Here is a 23693-nt window from a genome sequence, read left to right as displayed (position 1 = left end):
TTATGTCTGAAATGCCAACCAACGCTTTCTGGATGCCCTTTACCCCCAACCGCACCTTTAAATCTGCCCCGCGGATTGTTGAGCGCGCCGAGGGTATCTACCTCACCGAAAAAGGTGGTCGCCAGATTATTGATGCCACCGCCGGTCTCTGGTGCAGTAATGCCGGTCACGGCCGCACAGAAATTGCCGAAGCCATTTATCACCAGGCGAAAACCCTGGATTACAGCTCCATCTTCAATTTTGGTCACGAGTTGGGCTTTGAATACTCCGAGCGCTTGGTGAAGCACACTCCCGATGGCCTGGACCATGTATTTTTTGGTAACTCCGGTTCCGAGGCCGTAGAGACCGCGCTGAAAATTGCTCTGCAATACCAGCGTGCGCGTGGCAAGGGCACTCGCACCATGTTTATCGGTCGCGAAAAGGGCTACCACGGGGTGAACTTTGGCGGTATTTCCGTGGGTGGTATCGCTCCCAATTACCAGGGCTTTGGCCAGCCGGTGAAAGCGAACCATATGCGTCACACTCTGGATATCGAGCGCAACGCCTTTAGTCGCGGCTTGCCGGAGCATGGTATAGAGCTTGCGGAAGACCTGGAACGCCTGGTGGCTTTCCACGGTGCCGATCAAATTGCTGCAGTCATTGTCGAGCCGTTTGCCGGTGCCGGTGGTGTAGTACTGCCACCCAAAGGTTACCTGAAGCGCCTGCGCGAGATCTGTGACAAGCACGATCTGCTGCTGATTTTCGATGAGGTGATTTCCGGTTGGGGCCGCACCGGTTCCGCTTTCGCTTCTATCGAGTTCGATGTGACTCCGGATATGATCACCTCCGCGAAAGGTATTACCAATGCGGCGGTGCCTTTGAGTGCGGTGTTTGTAAAAGACGAAATTCATAACACCGTTATGAATGCAGCCGCCGAAGGTATGGTGGAATTTTTCCACGGTTACACCTATTCCGCACATCCAGTGGCCTGCGCTGCGGGTATGGCGACTCTGGATATTTACGAGCGCGAAGGTCTGCTCACGCGCGCGTCTGGTGAAATCGGGCAGCACTGGGAAAATGCCCTGCACAGCCTGGCGGATATGGACAATGTGATCGATGTGCGTAACTACGGCCTGGTTGGTGCTATCGAGCTACGTGCCCCTGAAAACCTCAAAGGTAAGTTCGGAGGCAAGGCTTCCCTTATGGCCTGGGAATCTGGGGTAATGGCGCGTGGTATCGGCGATGCCCTGTGTATGTCCCCACCGCTGATTATCGAAAAACACGAGATCGATGCGATTGTGGATAAACTGCGCGGTGTGATCGGCGAGTTGGCCTGACCCATACCCTCCGCCGGCAGCCTTAGGGCTGCCGGTTGTCTTCATTTATGTCTAGAAAACTCAAAGAGTACTAACCTGTCAGTAACATCGGTTAAATTCACTGGTTCTCTCCGCTATCGTAACTATCTCCAAACTACGTTTGACCGACGTATGATGGGGCCTTTATGGGCAAGGGTCGCAAGCGGACATTGGCAGAACACTCGGAAGGAGGGTTTCATAAGGCTGCTGCCAATGACAAAGCACTATCACTAGAAGACTGATTGTGCTTGAAGTGGTGAAGGGCGTTACAGTAACTGGCATTGACACCAAGCAAGTTTAGCCCACTCTGACTCACCGATTTATATGAAAAGCTCTTTTAGGCTGGAAGCTGGTATAAAGCCCACCAACGGACACTAAAGGTTTTATCGGTATCCGAAGAGAGAAGGCCGAGAACTCACTTTAGCCTGCCCAATCTGGCCTCCCCAAATTGTTACCCCTTTACTCCCAGGTCCTAAGGTTTGTACTGTTCTTCGAAAATTCTGCTTGTTGGATTCTATATTTGGACCTTCGTTTTATCCGCTGCTCCCATTGATCTGTAGTTGGGATATAAAGCGATGCTGAATTAGCCGTGCTTGTAAAATAGTCTTGTAAGGTGTCGATGACGTTCTCTTTTTAAATTATTGTTTCCGGAGGAAAAACTTCACTACTCCTTATTATTTTGAAGTTGCTCCTAGTGCTGGTTAATTTTTCTTAATGGCGCGTTGCTATAAAAATTTGTTTCACTGGCTTTGGAAAGCCTAAAGAAAATAAGCGTGATGAGGACTGACTGAAGCTGGTTTTTATCAGGGGGTTGCCGTGTACATTGGAGTTAAAGACATTTCGGGGCAGTTTTTTGAGGGAGATAAGGGGCCTGGTTGGTATTTTAAGATTATCGTGCTCTCAACATTTTGAGAGTGAGAGTGCGGTTTTTACATGTCTGTTTATATTCTATTTCTTCTTTTATCGAGATATTAGATCACTCAAGTAACACAAAGTATCTACCTGTCCTGCCAGTCTAAGATGTATATCTTTTCTTTTGTTTACATATGTGGATGGAAGATAGTGCATGCAGTGAATTAAAATATGAAGACGTACTTTATATTATTTACTGCTAGCCCTCCGTATGGATGTATTTCCTTGTAGAGCAATAGACCAAACCTATTCCGTTTCGTTTTCTTGATCTCATGTTGAGTATTTCTTTGATGTTTCTAAGCCTTTGTTTGCTCCTGCCGTATTTGGGTTTTTATCTGTTCAGTGAGGCGAAAAGTCCTATACAGAAGGTAGCTGGTCCGTCTGCCTCTACTGGTATTAAGCCAATGCGAGCAACAATAGTTGCTTCTGTGGTAATTCTGATTTTTTTCTTTTTGGGGGGAGGTTCCGCTAATGCAGCAGTTTATACAAGCACAACCAGCTCTACAGGCACACATAAGATTAGTTGGTCCTATAACTCATCAGCTGAATACTATTCGATCAATGTCCGAAGGGGATCGACACTAATTGGTACCTATCATGTATCAAACGTTACTAGTAGGACCTTCTCTCATACAGAAAATGGAACATACACTTACTCAGTTACCGCAGTTTATAGCGAAGTTTGGAACCCAATTATCCAGGAGTGGGTAGCTGGTGGGCTGTCATCGCTAGGTGATGTTAGCGTAACAGTAAAGGTACCTGTGCCTGGTATTCCCAGTTCAGTTTCAATACCCAAAACCGATAATAATGGTGAGTTTACAATTTCCTGGGGTACTGCTAGTGGCATTGTTTCTCGATATGAATTGAGAGAAAAGAAAAACTCAGGCTCATACGTGGCAGTTTATTCTGGTACAGCAAGGAGCAAGTGGCTAAGTGGACGGACTGATGCTGTTTATAACTATGCTGTTAGGGCCTGTAACGCTTCAGGATGCGGTGGTTGGAGATATGGTGGGAATACCCTTACGGTAAGACGAAGGCCTGGCACACCAGGAACACCAAACAACCCAACAACTAGCCTGAATGGTTATTATAGTATTAGCTGGTCAGCGGCTTCCGGCACAGTTTCCTATTATGAGCTGCTTGAGAGTAGTAACAATGGTTCCAGTTGGACAAGTCATAACACCGGCACCTCGCGCAGCTTCTCGGTAAAAGATAAGGGCCAGGGCACTTATTTATATAAAGTAAGAGCCTGTAACACCTATAGTTGGTCTTGTACAACGGGTGGACAGAAACAGACAGCTGTGAACTACCCTTCAGCAGGTACTGCACCGACAGCCCCCTCAACACACGCCGCTTCAAAGGTTGCAATCACTTGGTCATCCCGGGTCGGTAATGCCTTCTTTTTGAAGGAGAACCAAAGTGGGCGCACCTGGGAGGTAAAAGGGCCGACTACTCGTATAGAGATTAGTGCTCCGTCGAGTGATGGGCAGTACACATACTCTTTAAAATCCTGCATGGTGTTCAGTGAAGGCGGTGGCGCCTCTCCAGAATATAACTGTGGTAATTACAGTAGCGCCAGTAATGTGATGCTCTATCGCAAGGTGCCGGGCAGTGCTCAAGCCCCCACGCTTTCCTCAACGCAGAGTAGCAATGGCGAAGTCAACCTTACTTGGGCTAAGCCTTCAGGTAATGCCACTTATTATTATCTCGAAAAAGAAAAGCAAAATAGTGGCTCCTGGTTGCGTATTGGGACCTCACAAACGGATCTCAGTGAGTCTGTTAAGGGTTTAACTGATGGCGAGTGGAAGTTTAGAGTGCTTGCCTGTAATGGATACGATTGGTCTTGTAACACGAGCTCTGAAAGTAAAGAGCTGAAAGTACGAACACCTCCGGGCACCCCTGGAATTCCAACGATGAGTAGTGGTGGGTCAAACGTCGTTAGCTGGAGCCAGCCTGCTGGAGCGATTAGTGCCTACCAGTTAAGAAGAAAGGTTTTTGATGGTCCTTGGGAGCTGGTGTATTCCGCCAATAAGACTTTTTATCCTGATAGTGATTTAAGGACTGGTACTTGGTATTACCAAGTGAGAGCGTGTAATGATTTTGCCTGCTCAGCTTACTCAGCCTCTGCAGAGATTGTTTATGATGGAGGCGCTTCGAACTCCAGTATTTCTGGCCCTGTTTTAGCGACAGATTACACATTGTTCTGGACAAATTTAGCGGACTCTGTGCGCATCAGTGAACGGGGGCCGGGGGAAACGGCTTATCGTGCTTATCTCAGGTTGCCAACCCAGGAGTCGATCGGTGGCCCGATTGAAGATCGAGGAGAGGGAGAGTATCAATATCTACTGGAGCACTGCCATAGCGATGGAGCAATAATTTATGGTTGCACCGGGACTCTGGGCAGTAAAGTTGTCAAGCGCTTGAATGCTCGCACAGCCGCTATCAATCCCGAAGTCAGTACGAATGGCCAATATGCCGTCTCTTGGGATCCCGCGCCGTTTACGATTGATCACTACCAATACCGGGTTAACGCTGGCCCTTGGCAGGATATCAATACCAATAGCGTTACCGTGACTCAATCAGAGTCTGGCCGTTATGGGTACCAGGTGCGAGGCTGTATCAGTGGCGATTGTTCTACCGCGGGGGTTACATCCTTCGTAGACGTGATACTAGCACCTGCTGTTCCGCGCACTATTGAAGTCGAGGCTGGCTCTAGCGCGGATGAAATCTCGGTTTACTGGGAAGCGGGAGAGGGTAACAACGACGAGTTTGTACTCGAATTAGAAACGGCTGATGGTGCCTGGGAAGAACAGTATCGCGGAAGTGCTTTAACGGCGACAGTCGCAGGCGTTAGTGCAGGCCGTTACGTCTTTAGAGTCAAGTCATGCAATGTGGAGCCTGCGGGGAGGGCATGCAGTGGTTGGCGTACCTCGTTGACTTACCAGCACCCACTGTTGTTCCTTTCTCCGAGTATTTCTACCGATGGTAAGTTCAGCCTCAGTTGGAGTTTTGGCGGCGGTACGGCCAAGGTTCGAGTGGTATCCAGCCAAGTAAAAAATGGCTCTAACTACATGTGCGAGGGCGCTGAAGGTGGATGTCAGGTTGGCCCTTTTTTAAAACCAGGACAAATTTCTTTCCACCTTGAAGCTGCCCATGCCCAGGCTAATGAAAATTCGGAGTGGGTATCACTGCCTCTTGGAGGCGAAGAGCGTGTCTACGGTAGGATTATCTATCCTCCGGTTAAAGCGATAGTTAGCCTTGAACACGGAGAGACTGACTATAAAGGATATGATTGGGACGGAAATTACTCTTTTCAGATTGCCGAAAACCCAGGGGACTTTATTGAATACTGGGAATATCAGGAGTCTGCCACGGGCGACTTTAACAGCGCCGTGACCCAGACCCTTGGGGCATCATTTAGCGGAAAAGAGGATGGAACCTATTACTATCGTGTTCGCGGCTGTAATAGCTATTTTGACTGCGATTTGAGCGCCTGGAGTGATACCGTAAAAGTTCAGGTGTGGCATGTGCCACTACCGAGTGCCCCAACAATTGAACCACTTGAAAATAGTACTTCGGGCAACTACAGCGTTTCCTGGCGCTATCAAGTGGGTCAGTACCTGGATGCTCCCCATGGAACCTTTGTGCTCAAGGAAAATGGCAAGGTTGTTCTGGGAGAGGACGGTGACTCCTCCTCGACGACCTATACGGTTAACGGCAAGGATGATGGCACTCACAGTTACCAGGTTGAAGCTTGTAACCCTAGAGCCTGTTCCGGCTATTCCTCGGCCGAATCACTACACGTGGCCCATAGGCCGGGATCTATAGAGTCCATTAGTGCGACCCCAGCGGTGATCTACGATGGCAAAGTGGAAGTGATCTGGAGTAATCCAGCTAATAGAGTCGTACAGTTTTATCTGGAGCAGGGCAGTTACGATGTAGATTCAGGGCAAACTGCCTGGACGAACGATAGTATATCCAGCGGTCAGCAGGTTGATCCTCAGGTTTTAGACCAAGCTATTCTCAGCTACCGAGGCGCCGGTAATACGACCGCCATCGCCGGTCTTGAGAACGGCCAATATAAATTCCGGGTTTGGGCCTGTAATAAACAGGGCGATTTCGAAGTTTGTAATGGTCCGACCGAATCGCAACCGGTGAAGGTTGTTAATAACCAGAACCCAAGCCCCCTTCCATCGGGGGAGGCACCGTCAGCAATCAATATCCCTTCAGCAGCGAGTTCAGAGGTGGTGGCTTCTGACTTGGTGGGTGAAACCGCCGGGCAATTCAGAGTGACAGAATCGGGAACGCCATCCTATTCAATACCGATTCTTACCGGGCCAGCTTCCGGTGATGTTGCTCCGAAAATTGCGCTCAGTTACGCGGGATCGGGTGGTAATGGACCTGCTGGTGTAGGCTGGGGTATCTCGGGCCTTTCAACCATTATTCGCTGCCGAATGACGCGGGAACAAGATGGGTTTGATAATGACCTTTCGCTTGGATTGGGAGACCGCTTTTGTCTGGATGGCCAGCGACTGGTGGCAACCTCTGGGGCTTACGGTGAAGCTGGCACCGAATATCGAACAGCGGTGGACTCATTCACACTGGTAACACAGTTCGGAGACCGTAATGGCCCGGACTATTTTGAGGTGCGCCGTAAGGATGGCTCAATCTCCTATTATGGTGTAACGACTGACAGCTATTTGACTGGTGTTGGCAGGAATAGTGCAGTGAAGTTGATGTGGGCCCAGTCGACTTTCAGTGACAGTGTCGGTAACACGATTTCTTATCACTACCAAAAAGATGTAGCAAAAGGGGAGCACCTGATTAATCGCATAGAGTATGCGAGCAACGATGGGGTGGCTGCCTCAAACCGTATTGAATTTCACTACAGTGATAGCAGAGCCGATACTTCTTCCGGTTATTGGCTTGGCACTGTCACCTCTCAAACCAAGCGCCTGGCTACCATAACCTCTTACTCTGAGAACAAAGAGCTTCGCACTTACAAGCTTGGCTATATCGCCAGTGCGAGTACGGGGCGATCCTTACTTGAATCTATTCAGGAGTGCGTGGGGGCAAATTGCCTGGCTCCGACCACCTTTAATTGGAGTCAACCAAATATTGGCTATGGCGATAAATCTGAAGATTTCACTAGCGGTAATCAAGATTTAACCGCTAGCTTCTACTCCCCGCGCTCAGCCGATGTGGACGGTGATGGACACGAGGATCTGACTTGGGTGCGTCGAAATAGTAGTGGCAGTGATTACTTCGTTAGCGTAGCAACTGCAGAAAGCTATCTTGGCAACTATCGCCTTAATTATGTGGATGCGGGGGATATAAAATTGCCCAAAAACCACGTTGATCAGCCTATGTCTTGGCACTTGGCGGATTACTTTGGCACAGGGAAGTTGGACCTCATTGTTGCTACCGATAGCAACTGGAAAGTACACCGTTATTCAGGAGCAGGTTTTTCCAGCACGCCGATCGATACTGGGATACCAGCCAAGGGTACAAGCAATTCCCTTTTACAAGATATTGATGGTGACGGTCTCCCAGATTTGGTGCGTCTTGTTGCTGGAGTGCCCGGAGGGGATTTGCCCAAGCTGGTTATTCATTCTATGCAGCGTGACGGTGCCGGTGGGTACCGATTCAATCCAAAAGAGAAGACGTTCCCACTGGTGTTTGGGGATTCCCTGGAGAAATTGGGTGATATTGAGAGTGGAGACTTCTGGCCAGATATTAGCCTGGCCGGCACCCGCTTAGCCGACTTTAATGGCGACGGCCGTGTCGACCTGTATGCGAGAATTCATTGGAAGTGTACACCAGTTGGACGGATAGACGGGGTCTGTGATTCCACCAACGACACACACCTATGGATGCTTCTCCATACGGAAGGTGGAAGTTTTGTTGAAACCAGTTGGGGCGATTACGAGATAGCTTATTCTGCTGATCCCAGTGGTTCAGAATTATTGCCTGCAGATATCAACGGCGATGGTTTAACCGATTATTTATATAAAAGCAAAGCACAGGGAAATTGGTATGCGAATATCAATACTGGCTTAAGATTTATTGCTAGTAATCATACGATTCCCGCTGGCCAACCTATAGCTTTCACCGATTACGATGGCGATGGGGTGCTCGACATGATGGCTGTCGACACTACCCTGAGCACCCCTAAGATGGTACGCCACTATTGGGATGGAGACCGCTTTGAGCGTGAGGAACTGTTCGCCGCACCTGGATATGATTTTTCTCCTCAAGCTGATCGTAATTATGCGCACTTCTTTCTGGATCTGGAGGGGGATGGGTTCGCTAGTCATATGCAGCTGAGATATAGCAATAGCGGAGAGCATAGCGACATCGTGGCTTATCATGATTCCGCTAACAACCTGGAGCCCACGGACGAAATCACCAAGATTACCCATGGTCTGGGTTCGGTGACTGATATTCACTACCGTAGAATGAATTTACCGGGGGCTTCGGCAAAGCACACTTACATCAAGGGTACCGGCGCTGCAGCCCTGGAGTTTGGCAGTGGCTCCGGTATTGTAGATCTGATTGCTCCGAGCTTTTTGGTCTCCCGAGTTGAGAGTACGGCGCCGATTGCAGCCGATACCAGTCATCAGGTTGCAGTGTCTTATAAATATGAGGCGGCCCGAATCCAGGCTGGTGGACGCGGTCATCTCGGTTTCGAGAAAGTTTCCTCTATTGATGAGCAAACAGGGGTGGTAACTACCACCGTGTATCGCCAGGATTATCCGTTTGTCGGCATGCCGGCGAGTACAGCCAAGTGCCTGGAGCCTACGAAGCTGGTGAGCTGTGAGATTGATGATCCGTCTTCAAAGCTGATCTCTACAGCGGTGAATACGCTGGATAGTTTTGTACCGGTACCGGGAACCGTTTTACCTTATGTGCGTACCGCCACCGAAACCAGTTTTACTCTGAACCTGGAAAAAGCACAGAAGACGGTTACCACAACGACCTACAACTCAGGTGATGATCGTAAATTCGGCAATATCTCTTCATTGCAGATTGAAAATTATGATGGCCTAGATCGGCTTCTATCCAGAAAAGCCACTCAGAATACCTATGACAACAATGCTGGGCTCTGGCATCTGGGACGTTTGACTCGTACGGAGGTGACTACCACTAAGCCATTGACTGGATTACCCGCGGAAACCCGTATATCGGCCTTTACCTACGATCCTGACAGTGGTCTGCTCAAGAGCGAAACCATAGAACCGGATAACCCGGCTCTCTCGGTAACCACTGCTTATGGGTATGACAAATTTGGTAATAAAGTATCAGCGACATCGAGCGCTCAGGGAGCGCAGGATCGTACCACCAAGTGGCACTATGACACCGCAGGTCGCTACCTGGTTGCAGAAGAGAATGCCCTTGGGCAGGTAACGTCCTTTGCCTCCGACTTCACTCACTACGGTAAGGCGCAGGTCGTCGCCGATATTAATGGTGTACTCGCGGGTACCGCCTACTCCGATTTTGGCAAACCCTACTTTAAATGGGCTGAGACCGGGGCTTATAGCAAAACCCTGGCAGCGGATTGTGCTATCGCAGGCTGTGGCAACGGCCCGGCGGGGGCGGCCCATAAAATCACCACAACCACCTTCAATAGCAGTGCCAGCGTTGAATATTTTGACAAGCTGGGGCGGCAGCTGCGCAGTAGCCGCACCGGATTTGCTGGTCGCTGGATTTTTGAAGACAAGGAGTACGATGAACTAGGCCGTGTTGATCGCCAGAGCCTACCTTACTTTTCTGGTGATACGGCCGCTTGGACCAAGTTTGATTACGACCTGCTCGGGCGCACTGAGCATACCGATGTGCCTGGCAATCAGTGTGATATCACGGTCACTTACGACCAGTTGCAAGGTGACGGCACGGCGCGCACCAGCACGACAACCTCCGGTGGCAGTGGCTGTAACCAGACCAAGCACCAGGATCGCAATGTGCTGGGTGAATTGCTGAAGGTCACGGACAATGCCGGCAACACCGTCACCTACCAGTACGATATCCAGGGCAATCTGACCCATACCACCACTGTGGATATGGAGCAGGGGGCCAATATTACAATCCAGCTCCATTACGATGGGCTCGGGCGCAAAGACTACATGGTTGATCCCGACAAGGGGCGCTGGGATTACATTTATACCGGATTTGGCGAGTTGCAGCGGCAGACCGATGCCGAAGGCAATTACCAGGAGATGCACTACGACGCCCTGGGACGCATGATCTACCGGGAGGATCGCAAAGCCGGTGGCGCCCTGGAAAAGGCCACACGCTGGTATTACGACCGCGACCCGGATTGCAGTAAAGTGTCCTATGCTGCGGGCAAGCTGGTGTTTGTCGCCGAGAGTAGTGCGCCTATTGCCAGTAACTGTACCGTAGACTTTGACCAGCTCAGCTACGCACGAATGTTTGGCTATGACTTTTATGCGCGACCGGAAGAAACCATCACCATCTTGGGGGATGCCGGTGCGGACGGCGATCACTGGCAGAAGCTGGAGTACGACCGCTTTGGTCGGGTAAAGCTCAGCTATGACGCCGCTAACGAGATGGCAGCGATCAATGGCTCCTATACCAAGGGCATCTGGAATCACTACCATCCGCAGTGGGGCTATATCACCGAAGTAACCAGTCCCGACTATATATCAGGCAGCACCGGCCAGCGCTACTACCAGCTACAGGATATGGATGCTCGCGGTAACAGTACCCAAACCCTACTGGGTAATGGCCTCACGGTTGTGCAGAATTATGATCCTGTCAGTAACCGCCTGCAGGGTATCGACAGCGGCCTAATGCCTGGGCTGGGCAATGTGCAGAAGCTTCAGTTTAACTGGCTGGCTAACGGCAACCTGGACTATCGCGAGGATTACTCTGGCGAAGCCGGTGCGGAAAAAGCCCTGCGCGAGGACTTCAGCTATGACGGCCTCAACCGCCTTACTGGAGTATCGCTGAAAAATGCCGATGGTAGCAGTCAAGTAGGAGTCGGCTATTCCACCAGTGGCAATATTCTCAGCAAAACCGGTGTGGGCAACTATCGTTACGGCGCCCAGTGCGCGAGCAGCTACGGCCCACACGCGGTCTGTGAAACTGATAATGGCAGTGTCACCACCAGCTACCACTACGACAACAACGGTAACCTGATTGCGGATAGCACGGGCCGATCCCTACGCTACAGCGTGTTTAACAAGCCGCTCAGTATCGATAAAGGCAACCACAGTACCCAATTCCGCTACGGCCCCGGGCGCGAGCGCTGGAAGCGCATTGATGATGCCAACGGCGCAGTGACGGAGACCCTGTACCTGGGCAATGTGGAAAAAGTCTATAAAAACGGCTCCACCGAGATCCGTCGCACGATTGCAGGGTTTGTTCTGACCACGGAAAAGTACGACACCGACCTGCGCCAGTGGCAGGCGGACAGGTTCGCTGGAAATCGCGAAGGCGAGCATGCAACGGATTACCTGAGCGGGACTAAAAACCGCTACCTGCTCAGGGACCACCTGGGCTCGCTGGATGCGGTGACGGATGAAGCCGGGCTGGTTATCGAGCAATTGAACTTTGACCCCTGGGGTCAGCGGCGTAATGCCCAGGACTGGCAGAGTGCCCTGGACGGCGACGCCCTCAGCAATATCCTAGCAATCACGCCGCGCGGCTTTACCGGGCACGAATCCCTCGATGAGGTGGGTCTGATCCATATGAACGGTCGTATTTACGACCCGGTATTAGGCCGCTTTGTGCAGGCCGACCCGCAAATCGATGGGGCCACCAACAGCCAGGGGTACAATCGCTACAGCTATGTACGCAACAATCCCATGGCCTTTACCGATCCTACCGGCTACTGGTCGTTTGGTGAAAACCTTCCGCAGATTATGCAGGCCGTAGTCATGAATTACGCCTATATGAACCCGGTGGTATATGCGGCAGCCACCGCGATCTATGCCAAAGGTTCTGGAGCTTCAACTCAGCAAGCATTGATGCAAGGGTTCAAGGCTGCTGCAATCTCCTTCGCCTCAGCCAAAGCTTATGAAGCGATCGGCGATTATGGGGCGGCCAATAAGGTAGGGGCCAATGCCCCTGGGGCGGTGCAGGTTAGCAATGGAGTTTGGGCCTCTAAGGGGGTCTATGCCACTATGGTGATGGCACATGGTTTGGTGGGCGGTATAGCTGAGAAGTTGCAGGGCGGTAAGTTTGGGCACGGATTTGTCTCTGCGGCCCTCACCAAAGGGTTATCACCGGCGATCGGCAAGCTGCCGGGATCCATGCAGAGGCTTGCCAGTATGGTGGTTGGCGGTACCACTTCGGAGTTAAGTGGTGGTAAGTTTGCCAATGGAGCGATTACTGCGGGAATGCAGTATGCGATGAATTGGGATGGGGACCATGAGGATGCACAAAAGGATACACTTGATCGAAAGCAAATTATTGCAAATCATTCAGCAGTTAGGCGAAAGGTTCATGGTTCTGCAGTTTCAAATCCAAATGGCTCGATCTACCTGAGTAAGTTAGATCAGGAAGCTATTTTGGCTTTTGAGTTTATGCAGGCGTTAAATACTGATAAATCGCTGTCATCATATTTAGGCGATTTTATCAATGCAGATACATTTATATATGAAGATGGCTTAGCTACTAGTACTTTTATTTTGGAAGGGGTTGGCCCAGTTAATGGCGGAGACTTTAATTATATTTCAGTGGGTATGATGGCGGCACATTACGGACATTCTCTAGGGATGGTTGCATTTCAATCCACAATGTGGAACTCGCGGCAGCTAATGCTTGGAGAAGGGCTTCATAATTATGGGCAAATGTTCTCTGGGGCTTATTGGGGTGGTTATGGGCATGAATATTATAAGCAGCAGCAAAAATGATGAAGAATAAAATAATTTATTATTCGGCTATTTCTGCATTTATAGTAATGGGTTTGGTATTTTTATATGGTGATTATCGTCTGGCTAACTCATGTAGGGTGCTAGAAAATATATCAAGTGATGATGAACTGAATGAGATGGTTAGGTTAGAGTTGTCTAGATATTTTAATCAGCCTAGAGTTCGGCATGGCCTCAAAAAAACTGCAGGAGTTGTATTCAATGTAGAGGAGCTTGATATTCCGTTTAAGACAGCTCTTAATGACCTGGGGATCATAGAGAGAAATGTGCAATTAGTTATTAAGACTGATAGGAAGGATAAGCTTTTTACTGAACCCTACAATATTCTAGAGGTTGGGGTTGGGTACTCACGTGCGTATTTAATGTTTAAAAATGAAAATATTAATGGTGATATAGGAGGAAGTGAGAAGCCTCTAAAACTGCACCCTGATTCCTATGTTGAATGTAAAATATAGGAATGGTGTGTGTTTGAAGTTTGAGTGAAAAGTTGAAACGATATTTCGCTTCCCTGACTCGCTGTCATCATAAGTTTAAAGCCTCGGCAGAGCTTATTTGCTGGGGTTTATTTTTTTTTGGTGGCTAAACAGAAGGGACCGTTGCCTCTGGAAAAACATCCGGCTAAGGTAAAACCCGCGTCGGGGCAAAAAAATGAGGAAGAGCCAGCGGCGCCGGGAAAAATGGTTGCTAACTCGCTGATTGTGCTAGGGAAAATGGAAAGTTAAGGTACGACTGGCCTCGGGGTGATGTCTTTGCACAAAAGGGATCTAGGACCGCTTATGTTGGCGGTTTTATGGATGATAAAAATGAATTTGTTAAAAGCATGTATGAAGCTTATGGCAAAGAAGGAGATATATATTTCGAGCATCATCAGAAGAAAGAATTAGCTGCTTGGATTGATGAAAATAATTCTGAATATTCGCTAACAGTAATTGGTCATAGTTATGGTGGTAATTCTGCCGCAAGAGTAATCGCTGCTGGCCATCGTGTAGATCACCTAATTACAGCTGATCCTGTTGGTCGATTTAAACCTAATTTTACGAATGTAGCTCTATACTCGGAAACATGGACAAATTACGTGGCTACTGGTGGCGGTATGAATAGGAATAACCTTGTCGCTAGAGCTGGTGGTTGGTATGGGCATAAGCCGGAATGGTATGCAGATGCTCATATTCCAATTAATAAAGATCATGTGGAAATATGCTTCCAGTATTGTAGGCCTTAGTATGAAATTAGTTATTCATTGTCTAGTGGTTTTGGTTGTAGTTTATCCTATGGTAGGTTGTGGTGAAAAACAAATTGAACTATCAAACATTCGTATGGAAAAAATTGATCGCTTAGAAGCAAAAAAACTAATTCCTGACGATCAAAGATTACCTTTTAATGTTAGGCAGTCTGTTTCAATTTCAATTGTTGAATTCGATTTTGACAAAAAACGCTAGAAGTCCTCCCTGAAGAGGGAGGGGTGCTTAAGGTGGAATTGCTTAGGTGTTTGAATGGTGAGCAGCGAGAAACATCATTTATTTATGCTAAAAAAATAAATGTCTCTCTGAGTACTAATAAACGGGAAGCACTTCTGCCGGTGGGTGAGGCGTACTTTTTTGTAGATAGTTCTTTGGTAGAAGATACTTGCTTTACGGTTGTATTTAAGAGTTTAAGTCGCACTACTAAGTCTACTATTTACAGGCTCCCTTAATCTGAAGCCTGTTTCTGGCCCCTCTTAAAAAGCCCCACTGGTGACCCCAGCGGGACTTTTTGTTTAACCGACTTGCCGCTTGGTATCCCAGCGCCGGGATTGATACTTAATAATCATCCCGTTTAGCAACTCCTTGACGATCTCTTTCTCTTCTGTTGGCAGTTGGCTGATCGCTTCAAATTGCAGCCTTAGCTGCGCACCCTGCGATAAGTCGGCAAGGGTATGAATCATTTATTTATAGTGTTTGCCCTTTGTATTCCTATGACAATATGACTGAATTTTTTATACTAATGGTTCCTGGCTGACCATGATAATATTCGTAAAATAGTTTTTTTGTTGGAGATTTTTATGGTAAGAAAGAAAAATTTTTATAGTGTGGTCGCTGGTTTGTTTGGCCTGATTACACTTGCAAGTTGTGCCGGAAATGGAGTGAGGGAAATAGATAAGGATCTGATGCAGGGGTCATCGGTTCGTGTAATTTCTGGTGTTATGAATCGAGAAATTCAAGTGCAGCGTAACGCTCCAGATCACTATCCTTTATTTGCTTATTTTGATCATATTCCCCCAAATAAGGAAAACTATGATGCATCTTTAAAGGGCGAGCTTGGTGATGCCTTCTTATATATGGGTGCGCCTAAATTTCAGTCAAACACTAACTTAATAAAAGGTGAATCTATTGTATCTTTAGCGGCTTTTAGTTACTTTCCTGCTCATCCACTGTATCTTGCGGAAAGCCTTTTGTTTGAGGGGGCTCTTGATGAATACGTCAAATCTAGACAGAAGTGGATTCAAATATATTCTAAGAATCGTGCAGATATATCCTTTATTGAAAAGAATCTTCCTGAATTTTTAGGGGGTGAAGTAATGCATAAAACTTTGAAATCTTATCTCTCCACGAAAAGTTTATTTGGAAAGATGGATTTCCGAACTGCTGATTTTAGATACGGAAAACAGCTCAAGGGTAATGTAAAAAAATTAAAGAAGATTTTCTTATAGTAGTAGATACCGGTTTTTATATAACAAATGACACTGCAGCTGTAGAGTTGGTTTCTGAATATTACTTATATGAAACGCTAACTGGTAAGTTACTTCGTCAGGGAAAGGCTGTATATTTTTCAAATGTGTATGGTCGCCACCTCGTTCCTATAACAAGTGATAGTCGTTCCAAAATCATAGGTAAAATTAAAAATAAGTATGATCTTGGTTCGGCTTCTGGAGTTACTGAAAGGGTGCAGCTTTCCAGTAAAATTAGAAAAGAAGTGCAGAGGTTGGATAAAAGATTAGAACTCGTTGGAGAAGAGCAAAGCCTTAAGAACTTGTGGACAGATAGTGATAGTGGAAAATTGAAGGCTGCCTTGCAAGAGGGCGTCGAAGAACTCTCGGCAATGATCTCTGCGGAGCTTGAAGGTACAGTATGTAAGGATGCCTCGTTAACAGCACGAATAGAAGAGGTGGAGCCAGATAACTTTCGTTGCTTGTTGTATGAGAATAAAGGCAGGCGGAGAGAGCGACTTTCTATAGGGCGCGAGTCATTATTGATATCTTATATAAATAATTGGTATCCGGCTTCTGCTCTCTACCTGGACTGGCGGCATATAGCAAATCCGTAACATCAGGGTAATAGGGGTGAAGGGATCTGTCAAAAATCATAAACTAGTTCGCTCAAAGTGAACATTCAAGATACCTACAGATTAGAGAGGAGGGTCAGTAACGTTGCTGACCCTTGCTTTAGCAACTATTCCTTTTTGGTTTAGCACTAAGAAGTGATGGCACAAAGAATGATTATGCTTCGGTTTCAAAACAGTAGTTTTAGAAAAAACCGAGGGAATAGTAGGGCGAAGTTAGGTCAAAATCAGCAGAGATAAACTCAGGGTACCCATAGATTAGTAAGTTATCGAGCAGTTGAGCTCTAAGCTCTGGGGCCAACGGCACAATGCGGGGGCTGGCGGAGTGCCATGGATTGAAATCCCCTCAATAATATCCTGGAAATCGCGGCGCGCAGCTTCACCAGGCAGGAGCACTTTGATCAAGCGGGCCTGATCCCTATGAAAGGTCGTATCTACAACCCAGTATTAGGCCGCTTTATGCAGGCCGATCCTCAAATCGATGGAGTCAGGGCTACAAATCGCTACAGCTATGTACGCGACAATCCCATGGCCCTTACCGATCTCACGGTTTACTGTTCGCTTGGTGAAAACCTTTCGCAGATTATACAGCGGGTAGCCAAGAATTATGCCTGTATGAACCTGGTGCCTTGTGTAGAAGCTGTTTCATAACTTCTTTAGCGTAATTAACATGCAGGCAATATAGAAAAAAGCTCTGTATGAAGATAAGTAGCGATCCCACCTGACAACTAAACGACGGTAGTTCCCTAGCTATGCAAAAGTTCGCTCAACTTTCCAACGTCGCATATATCTCCTAAGCTTTCTGCCATCTTGTTTCGAAGGTTTTCTTCTATTCCTACGGTGAGGGCAAATCAGGTCAATTTCACGGCGGGCCAAACTATGGCGTAGTGGATCAGAATCTGCAGCCTTGTCGTACACTAGTCGTCGAATTTTTGTATTTTCATAGGTAACATCGAGTAGTGGGTGTAATAAATTTACTTCTGCTGGTGAGGCCGAAGTAACGGTGCCTCCCAATGGAATACCTTCGCCATCGACCACCACCATCCACTTTGTACCCTTGCCTCGCTTAGTTTTTCCGACTTCTGCTCCCCTTTTTTTGCTGAAGCAAAGCTACCATCCGAAAAGACTTCTTTCCAATTAAGCAGGGATCTTTGATCGAGCTGTCCGAAAAATTTTCTCCAAGCCTCCAACCAAGCGCCTTGCTCTTCCCAAAACTGGAGCCTTCTCCAGCAAGTACTCGGCGAAGGGTAAGATGGGGGGAGATCCTTCCATCGTGCTCCTGAGCGCAAAATCCACAAGATACCTTCAAAACATGCACGGTTATCAATGGGTTTGGGACCTCCTTTTCCACGTTTTAGCTGGGGAAGGCAAGGCTCAATCAATTTCCACTGAGCGTCGGTTAATTCTGACTTAAATCTACTCACACTTACTGGTCTTATCATTCCATGAGGTCGCAAGAATAACTGATTTCAAGTTATGAAACAGCTTCTAACCATTACCTTAATAGTAATATCTTACGCTTGTTTGAATGCTCGTGGTAGGGACTAATTGTGCAAACCTCCTGAATTAGATACTGTGCATATGGGGCTGGCTGGAGAAAATAAAGAGTGGTGGTTCTTGTGTGCTAACTGGATAAAAATTTATGAATTTATTTTTTACTTTGCCTAGAAGCTGTTTCATAACTTATTTAACGTAATTAACATGCATGCAATATAGAAAAAAGCACGATAAGTGGACAAATATCGCTCCCATCTAACAACCAAACGGCGGTAATTTCCCAACCACGCAAAAGTCCGCTCAACTTTCCAACGGCGAGTATACCTTCTGAGCTTTCTACCATCCTGCCTTGAGGCTTTTTTCCTATTTATCCTGTGTGGACAGATAAGGTCGATTCCACGACTCAACAGACTATCTCTAAGAGGATCAGAGTCCGCCGCTTTATCATAAACTAAGCGATGAATCTTTGTATTTTTATACGTAACATCAAGCAATGGATGTAATAACTTTACTTCTGCTGGTGAGGCCGAAGTAATGGTGCCTCCCAGTGGAATACCTTCGCCATCGACCACCACCATCCACTTTGAACCCTTGCCCCGCTTGGTTTTCCCGACTTCGAAGCCCCCTTTTTTGCTGGTGCAAAGCTACCATCAGAAAAGACTTCCTCCCAGTTAAGCAAAGACTGTTGATCCAATAGCTCCAGGAATCTTCTCCATGCATGTAGCCAAGCTCCTTGCTCTTCCCAAAACTGAAGCCTTCTCCAACATGTACTCGGTGATGGATAGTGTGAAGGAAGATCTTTCCATCGCGCTCCAGAACGCAAAACCCACAGGATGCCTTCAAAACAAGCCCGATTATCAATGGGTTTTGGGCCTCCCTTTCCTCGTTTTAATTCAGGAAGACATGGTTCGATCAATTTCCATTGATCATTGGTTAACTCTGACTTGAATCGGCTCACTATTGCTGAACTTTTTTTCTATGTAATTGCGTGAGAATAACCGATTTCAAGTTATGAAACAGCCTCTAGTGTCTTACACGATCTATGTAAAATGCTATGGAGCTTAGAACTTGCGGGCATTTAGGTTGCGGTGATTTCCTTTACCACTGCGAAAACTTCGAAGCTATCGGTGCAACCAAGTCTATTTGGGGGAAGCTGTTATTGTTTTTTTAATGGCTTATTAGGTGCCCAAATATGTATACGACTTTATGTCTTCGACGGCTGCTGCTTCGATGGCTTCGTCAGGGGTGATTAATGCATCGAGTGGTCTATATGGCACGGGGCTCCATTTTGAGGAACGTTTAGATCTTCAAGTTTTGTTAAAGTGCTCTGGTGGATAATGTAATTTTAGCTGGGTTACTGATACCTATATTTACTTTGGTAATTAATGTTAGTGGCTAGTATTTATTTTTTTATGAAGTGGGGATAAATTTTTATAGTTGTGTCATAGATATTTTTTATGGGTATTATTTCTATTTTTAGGTGCGCTGTCTTCAAATCGTTTTTTACGCTTAATGAAAAAAAGTGAAAATAATTAACTTTGAAAAAGTCCCACTGATAATCCCGGTGGGCTTTTTATTTAACTGGTCTGCCGCTTGGTATCCCAGCACCGGGATTGATATTGGATGCTCATTCCTTCCAGCAACTCCTTAACGACCTCTTTCTCCTACATTGGCAGTTGGTTGATAGCTTCAAATTGCAGCCTTAGCTGCTTGTCCGGTCCGCGCTCGTTTTCATCGAGTACCAGTGAGCCAAAGGTGATACTCATGGCGACAGCAATCGTCTTTAGCGCTTCCGGGGAAGGCTGTGTTGCCCCGGCTTCATAGCGCTGAATCTGATTGACATGCACCCCAATGGCGTCGGTCATCTGTTGCTGGGTCAGCTCGCGCTCACGACACGGGTTACTAAGTCTCTGTTGGATGCTCATCCGGCGATAGGTCCAGAGGCTGTTGAAGCGACCCATATTCCCCTATCAACCAATAAGGGCCTAAGCCAGCTTCTTACCTGGCCTTCACTTTTACAAGATTTCTGCGCCTATTTGTCGTTAAGGGCTACACTGAAATTAGCGGCCTGCGGCGCGATCATAGTCTTTGCAGAGTCGACTATTTGGTCGCGGCCGTGGGCCGCCGCTCCCTTATTTTTGCTGGTTCCAGGGAAAATATGTTCGGCTCTGCAAGGCTTCACAGCCTGGCGCTTCACTCAATGCTGATCTGTAACCCGGGGACTGCTTATGTCCACTGATACTTCTCCTATCCCCGCCGGCCCCATATTGAAGGTGCTCTCCGCCAACTGGTGGTTACTGCTGTTGCGCGGTGTTATCGCGGTAATCTTCGGTGTGCTGACATTTATCTGGCCGGGGTTGTCACTACTCACTCTGGTTTTTCTCTTTGGTATCTATGCCCTGCTCGATGGTATTTTTTCTTTGGTGGCGGCAGTTATGGGGCGGCATGCGAGCACTCCTCTTTGGTGGCTGATTGTGTCCGGCCTGATCAGCCTGGCTGCGGGCATTGTGACTTTTATGTTTCCCCAGGTAACCGCTTTGGTACTGGTGATTTTTATCGGTGCCTGGGCATTGGTGCGGGGAATATTTGAAATTGTTGGAGCGATCCGACTGCGCAAGGAAATCGACAACGAGTGGTTGTTGATTGCGATCGGTGTACTCTCGGTAATTTTTGGCCTGGCAATATTGGTCAGCCCTGGAGCCGGAGCCCTGGCACTGGTATGGGTAATCGGGGCTTATGCCATTATCTTTGGCCTGCCCATGATCTGGCTGGCATTCCGCTTGCGCAAGCACAGTAAAAGCGAGAGCTGAAAAAAACTATCGAAGGGTACTGGTGCAATATTCGGGTGTCTGCACAGGTTATTGATTGGAAGGCTTAGCGTGTACGGGGTGGGGAAATCTCCTCACCCTGTACGGGACAAATAACAAAATATAGCGGTTTATTTATTTGCCAGCTCTACCGATTTTGGTAGAGCCTCCATCAGCGACTGGCCTTTTTCCTGCAATGCCATACACAACTGAATACGCTCTTCAGTCTGCGCCAGGCTGCGCTGGTAGCCGGGCGTCAGCTTGCCGTGCTGGGCGAATAGCTGCTGCAATTCATCCAATTGTTTTTTATCGCAGAAGGCATTGGCAAATGCGGGTGTATGGCGGCGGATCTGCGCGGGGATTTTATCCACAACCTGGACAAAATTATTGCGCAGCCAAGCCCAGTGTTGCTCCTGCACCAGCGGCTGCGCCAGGGCGTAGCGAATCAGCGCAAAAGACTCCCGCGGACCCATCTGTTCGCTGAGTGCTAACTTTTGGATAGTCTCTATTTGCTTGGGGCTATTACTGCTGCCGATGGCGTTGGCACTGGCGTTTTCAAAGCGTGGATCATCCAGCTCGGTGCGCACTTGAATCAGGTGTGCGAGGAAGTCCTCACCGGCATCCTGGATAGCCACGGTCAGGGCGGCTTCGTACAGGTCGGAGTTCAATGCCTGGGGATCGCGCTCGGTGTTAAAGCCGGTAAAGGCTGTAGCCTTTTCCATTAACTGTTTGCGGGTATCCGGGTCTTCTGCCACCAGTGCCATAAAACCGAGCAGGGCGCTGTGTAGCATTTGCTGGTCGGCATCTTCGCTGCTCGCGCTGTTGCTCAATAGTGGCAGATACAGGTTCTGGGCAAAGTTTAGGAAAGCCAAGCGCTCGGCATCGTCGAGATAATTATCGCGATACTTGCGCAGGTAGCGCAGAGGCATGGTAATTACCTGGCGCTTGTCTGCTTTCGCTGACTGGCGCACAACGTCGAGCAAGCGGGGAGCAGGTAGCTTACCGGCTTCGAAGGCAGCGAAGGCGCTGTCGATAATCGAGAGTTGCTCCGTAGGGGCGAACTGGGTGAAGCGCTCGGTAAGGGCCTGCCACTGGGGCTCGGGCAGGTTCCAGCGGTAATAGCCGCTGCCCTGTGCGTTGGGCATTACCCAGCTGGGGCAGCTGCCTGCAGCGAGTTCCAAGGTCTCTTCTTTACCGGTCAGTATCTGACACTGCTGGGTTCCGCTGTCGCTGCTAAAGCAGAAGGGGATACTCCACTGCTGTGCGGTTGTAGCAATAGGGGAGCCAAGGGGTTTGTAGCGGCTCTGGGTGACATGCAGTTTGGCCTGGGCCGGATTACTGCAGTCCAGGGTCAGCTCCAGTTGCGGTACACCTTTTTGCTCGACAAAACTGCGGAAAGTTTCTGTCAGTTCCGGGGTATTGGTTTCCCTCCCGATCACTTTGTAGAAAGAAGGGGAGTCTGCCTCACCACCGTTAAAAGTTTCCAGATAGCGGCCCAGGGCCGGACGGAATTTCTCCGCGCCGAAGTAGCTATCCACCATATTGATAACGCCCAGGCTCTTGGAATAGGTGATGGAGTCGTAGGCGTTGCGGATATTGTTGTTGTCGCTAACAGGCTCGCGAATGGCGCGGGTGCTGGCGAGGGAGTCCAACTGCATAGCGCCGATTGCGTAGGTGGCGGCGTTTAGGTCGTGTCCGCCCTCGGGTTCCATAATACGCAGGGCCAGTGGTTCGCCCCAGGTGGCGAAGCCCTCTTTTAGCCATAGGTCGTCCCACCAGGGGGGAGTCACCTGATTGCCAAACCACATATGCGCGATCTCATGGGCGTGTACCTCTACCAGAGCCAGGCGCGCCCCGGGAGCGGGGTTATCGCCCACCAGAATGCGTTGTTCGCGATAAGTGATGGCTGCAGACAGCTCGGTGGCACCGCTGGGCCACTGGGGCGCGGCGATAATATCGAGCTTTTTAAAGGGGTAGGGGCGCTGCAGTTGATTCTCGAAGGTCTCCACCATTTTGGGGGTGATATCGAGGATGTAATTCATATCGCCACCGCGCCCCTGACGCGCAAAACCGCGCAGGGGGATAGGGTCCTTGCGGTACTTACTCGGTGGAATAGCCGCGCGCTCAACCACATCGAAGGGGCCTACCGAGAGGGACAGCAGATAAGTGGACATGGGGGGAGTGGTGGCAAAAGTCACTTTCTCCATGCCGCCCGGCACAGTCTCGCGTTTTAATTCCGGCCCATTACTGATAGCGGCGTAGCCCTCGGGCACAGTGAGGCTGATGGAGAAAGGCGCCTTGAGGCCGGGCTCATCGAAACCCGGCAAGTATTTACGCGCCTGGATGGACTCAGATTTGGCCAGGGCATAGGCATTGCCCTGCTCTTCCACTTTAAACAGGCCGGCTAGGTTGCGATCGAAATCTGCGGCGTAATCCAGCTGCAGGGTGAAGCTGCCGGCCGGCAGCGACTCGTCGAACTCCACTATGGCGACGCCGCTGTCGAGGAACTCTCGGTAGGAGGCTGTCACTTCACGCCCGTCTGCCAACTGTGCATTGGCTTTGGTTACCGACAGGTTCTTGCCGTGCAACCAGATATGGTTGCCGGCCTGGTCCAGCTGAATGTCGATAGCGACACGGCCACTGAAAGTATCTTTGCGAGGATCGAGAGTCAGGTCCAGGTAGTAGGCGCTGGGCTTTACTCCTTGGGGAAGCTTGCCCTCAGGGGCTTCTCTGATATCCAGGGCTGTCATTTGAGCGCTGGATTCCTGGTCGATTTTCTGCGGGGCCTTTTCCGCCGGGTTACACCCGGCGACTGTTACTGATAACAGCGCCGCGCTCAGCAGGGCGAGCGGTATCTTCTTGTTCATAGAGCGATGGGGTACTTGGCCAAAAAAAGGCCATTGTACCGCTTTGGCGGAAAATTACGTGGG

15 protein-coding genes and 2 pseudogenes are annotated in these 23693 nt (G+C 48.8%); 9 read left to right on the top strand and 8 right to left on the bottom strand.

The window, feature by feature from the left end; all coding sequences use genetic code 11:
* Window positions 1-2: 2 nt before the first annotated feature.
* Window positions 3-1316, top strand: a complete 1314-nt coding sequence (aptA, locus tag ACJJIJ_RS16430; RefSeq protein ID WP_252083630.1) for an omega-aminotransferase AptA — start codon at window positions 3-5, stop codon at window positions 1314-1316.
* A 2236-nt stretch (window positions 1317-3552) separates the two neighbouring features.
* Here aptA and ACJJIJ_RS16425 read toward each other — a convergent pair.
* On the bottom strand, window positions 3553-3762 hold the full coding sequence (locus ACJJIJ_RS16425; RefSeq protein WP_444937913.1) for a hypothetical protein: 210 nt from the start codon (window positions 3760-3762) through the stop codon (window positions 3553-3555).
* Between ACJJIJ_RS16425 and ACJJIJ_RS16420 the strand changes: the two genes are divergently transcribed.
* From ACJJIJ_RS16420 to ACJJIJ_RS16405, 4 genes are all read left to right on the top strand, one after another.
* Window positions 3761-13123 (top strand): RHS repeat-associated core domain-containing protein, encoded by a 9363-nt coding sequence (locus ACJJIJ_RS16420; protein ID WP_444937912.1) that lies wholly within the window; start codon window positions 3761-3763, stop codon window positions 13121-13123. The two genes, ACJJIJ_RS16425 and ACJJIJ_RS16420, sit on opposite strands and share 2 nt — an antisense overlap.
* A complete protein-coding gene (locus tag ACJJIJ_RS16415) occupies window positions 13120-13596 on the top strand; it encodes a hypothetical protein (protein WP_252083628.1) in 477 nt (158 codons plus the stop codon). Before ACJJIJ_RS16420 ends, ACJJIJ_RS16415 begins: the two co-directional genes overlap by 4 nt.
* Window positions 13597-13931: 335 nt before the next feature.
* Entirely contained in the window at window positions 13932-14363 is a 432-nt protein-coding gene (locus ACJJIJ_RS16410; RefSeq protein ID WP_252083626.1) for a hypothetical protein, read from the top strand.
* 1 nt (window position 14364) lies between these two features.
* Window positions 14365-14580: a hypothetical protein gene (locus ACJJIJ_RS16405; RefSeq protein WP_444937911.1), complete on the top strand. Its 216-nt coding sequence runs from the start codon at window positions 14365-14367 to the stop codon at window positions 14578-14580.
* A 317-nt stretch (window positions 14581-14897) separates the two neighbouring features.
* On the opposite strand, the gene ACJJIJ_RS16400 is transcribed toward ACJJIJ_RS16405, so the two are convergent.
* Window positions 14898-15065, bottom strand: coding sequence for a hypothetical protein (locus tag ACJJIJ_RS16400; RefSeq protein ID WP_252083624.1), 168 nt, complete (start codon window positions 15063-15065; stop codon window positions 14898-14900).
* 117 nt (window positions 15066-15182) lie between these two features.
* Here ACJJIJ_RS16400 and ACJJIJ_RS16395 point away from each other — a divergent pair, with 117 nt between their 5' ends.
* The 3 genes from ACJJIJ_RS16395 (at window position 15183) to ACJJIJ_RS16385 (ending at window position 17110) form a co-directional block, all read left to right on the top strand.
* Complete coding sequence (locus ACJJIJ_RS16395) at window positions 15183-15830, top strand: hypothetical protein (protein ID WP_444937910.1); 648 nt, start codon at window positions 15183-15185, stop codon at window positions 15828-15830.
* Between the two features lie 47 nt (window positions 15831-15877).
* Window positions 15878-16444 carry a hypothetical protein gene (locus ACJJIJ_RS16390; protein ID WP_444937909.1) on the top strand — a complete coding sequence of 189 codons (567 nt, stop codon included), beginning with the start codon at window positions 15878-15880 and terminating at the stop codon, window positions 16442-16444.
* Window positions 16445-16813: 369 nt separating this feature from the next.
* Window positions 16814-17110, top strand: coding sequence for an RHS repeat domain-containing protein (locus ACJJIJ_RS16385; protein WP_444939589.1), 297 nt, complete (start codon window positions 16814-16816; stop codon window positions 17108-17110).
* 99 nt (window positions 17111-17209) lie between these two features.
* Here ACJJIJ_RS16385 and ACJJIJ_RS16380 read toward each other — a convergent pair.
* The 5 genes and pseudogenes from ACJJIJ_RS16380 to ACJJIJ_RS16360 form a co-directional block, all read right to left on the bottom strand.
* A pseudogene (locus ACJJIJ_RS16380) lies at window positions 17210-17524 on the bottom strand (transposase); the annotation flags it as partial.
* Window positions 17434-17901 (bottom strand): transposase, encoded by a 468-nt coding sequence (locus ACJJIJ_RS16375; protein ID WP_353505433.1) that lies wholly within the window; start codon window positions 17899-17901, stop codon window positions 17434-17436. The gene ACJJIJ_RS16375 and the pseudogene ACJJIJ_RS16380, both read right to left, overlap by 91 nt.
* A 234-nt stretch (window positions 17902-18135) precedes the next feature.
* Window positions 18136-18564 (bottom strand): annotated as a pseudogene (locus ACJJIJ_RS16370) (IS5 family transposase); the annotation flags it as partial.
* Window positions 18465-18914 carry a transposase gene (locus ACJJIJ_RS16365; protein ID WP_353505425.1) on the bottom strand — a complete coding sequence of 150 codons (450 nt, stop codon included), beginning with the start codon at window positions 18912-18914 and terminating at the stop codon, window positions 18465-18467. The pseudogene ACJJIJ_RS16370 and the gene ACJJIJ_RS16365, both read right to left, overlap by 100 nt.
* A gap of 706 nt (window positions 18915-19620) precedes the next feature.
* Window positions 19621-19917 carry a helix-turn-helix domain-containing protein gene (locus tag ACJJIJ_RS16360; RefSeq protein ID WP_252083621.1) on the bottom strand — a complete coding sequence of 99 codons (297 nt, stop codon included), beginning with the start codon at window positions 19915-19917 and terminating at the stop codon, window positions 19621-19623.
* 267 nt (window positions 19918-20184) lie between these two features.
* Here ACJJIJ_RS16360 and ACJJIJ_RS16355 point away from each other — a divergent pair, with 267 nt between their 5' ends.
* Window positions 20185-20766, top strand: coding sequence for an HdeD family acid-resistance protein (locus ACJJIJ_RS16355; protein WP_252083620.1), 582 nt, complete (start codon window positions 20185-20187; stop codon window positions 20764-20766).
* A gap of 128 nt (window positions 20767-20894) precedes the next feature.
* On the opposite strand, the gene ACJJIJ_RS16350 is transcribed toward ACJJIJ_RS16355, so the two are convergent.
* Complete coding sequence (locus tag ACJJIJ_RS16350) at window positions 20895-23630, bottom strand: M1 family metallopeptidase (protein ID WP_252083619.1); 2736 nt, start codon at window positions 23628-23630, stop codon at window positions 20895-20897.
* Between the last annotated feature and the right edge of the window lie 63 nt (window positions 23631-23693).

It is taken from the genome of Microbulbifer mixtoriginis (SeqCode) (genome assembly GCF_052467945.1).
Note: the sequence above shows the minus strand (reverse complement) of the source record. Positions and strands in the feature narration are given on the sequence as shown.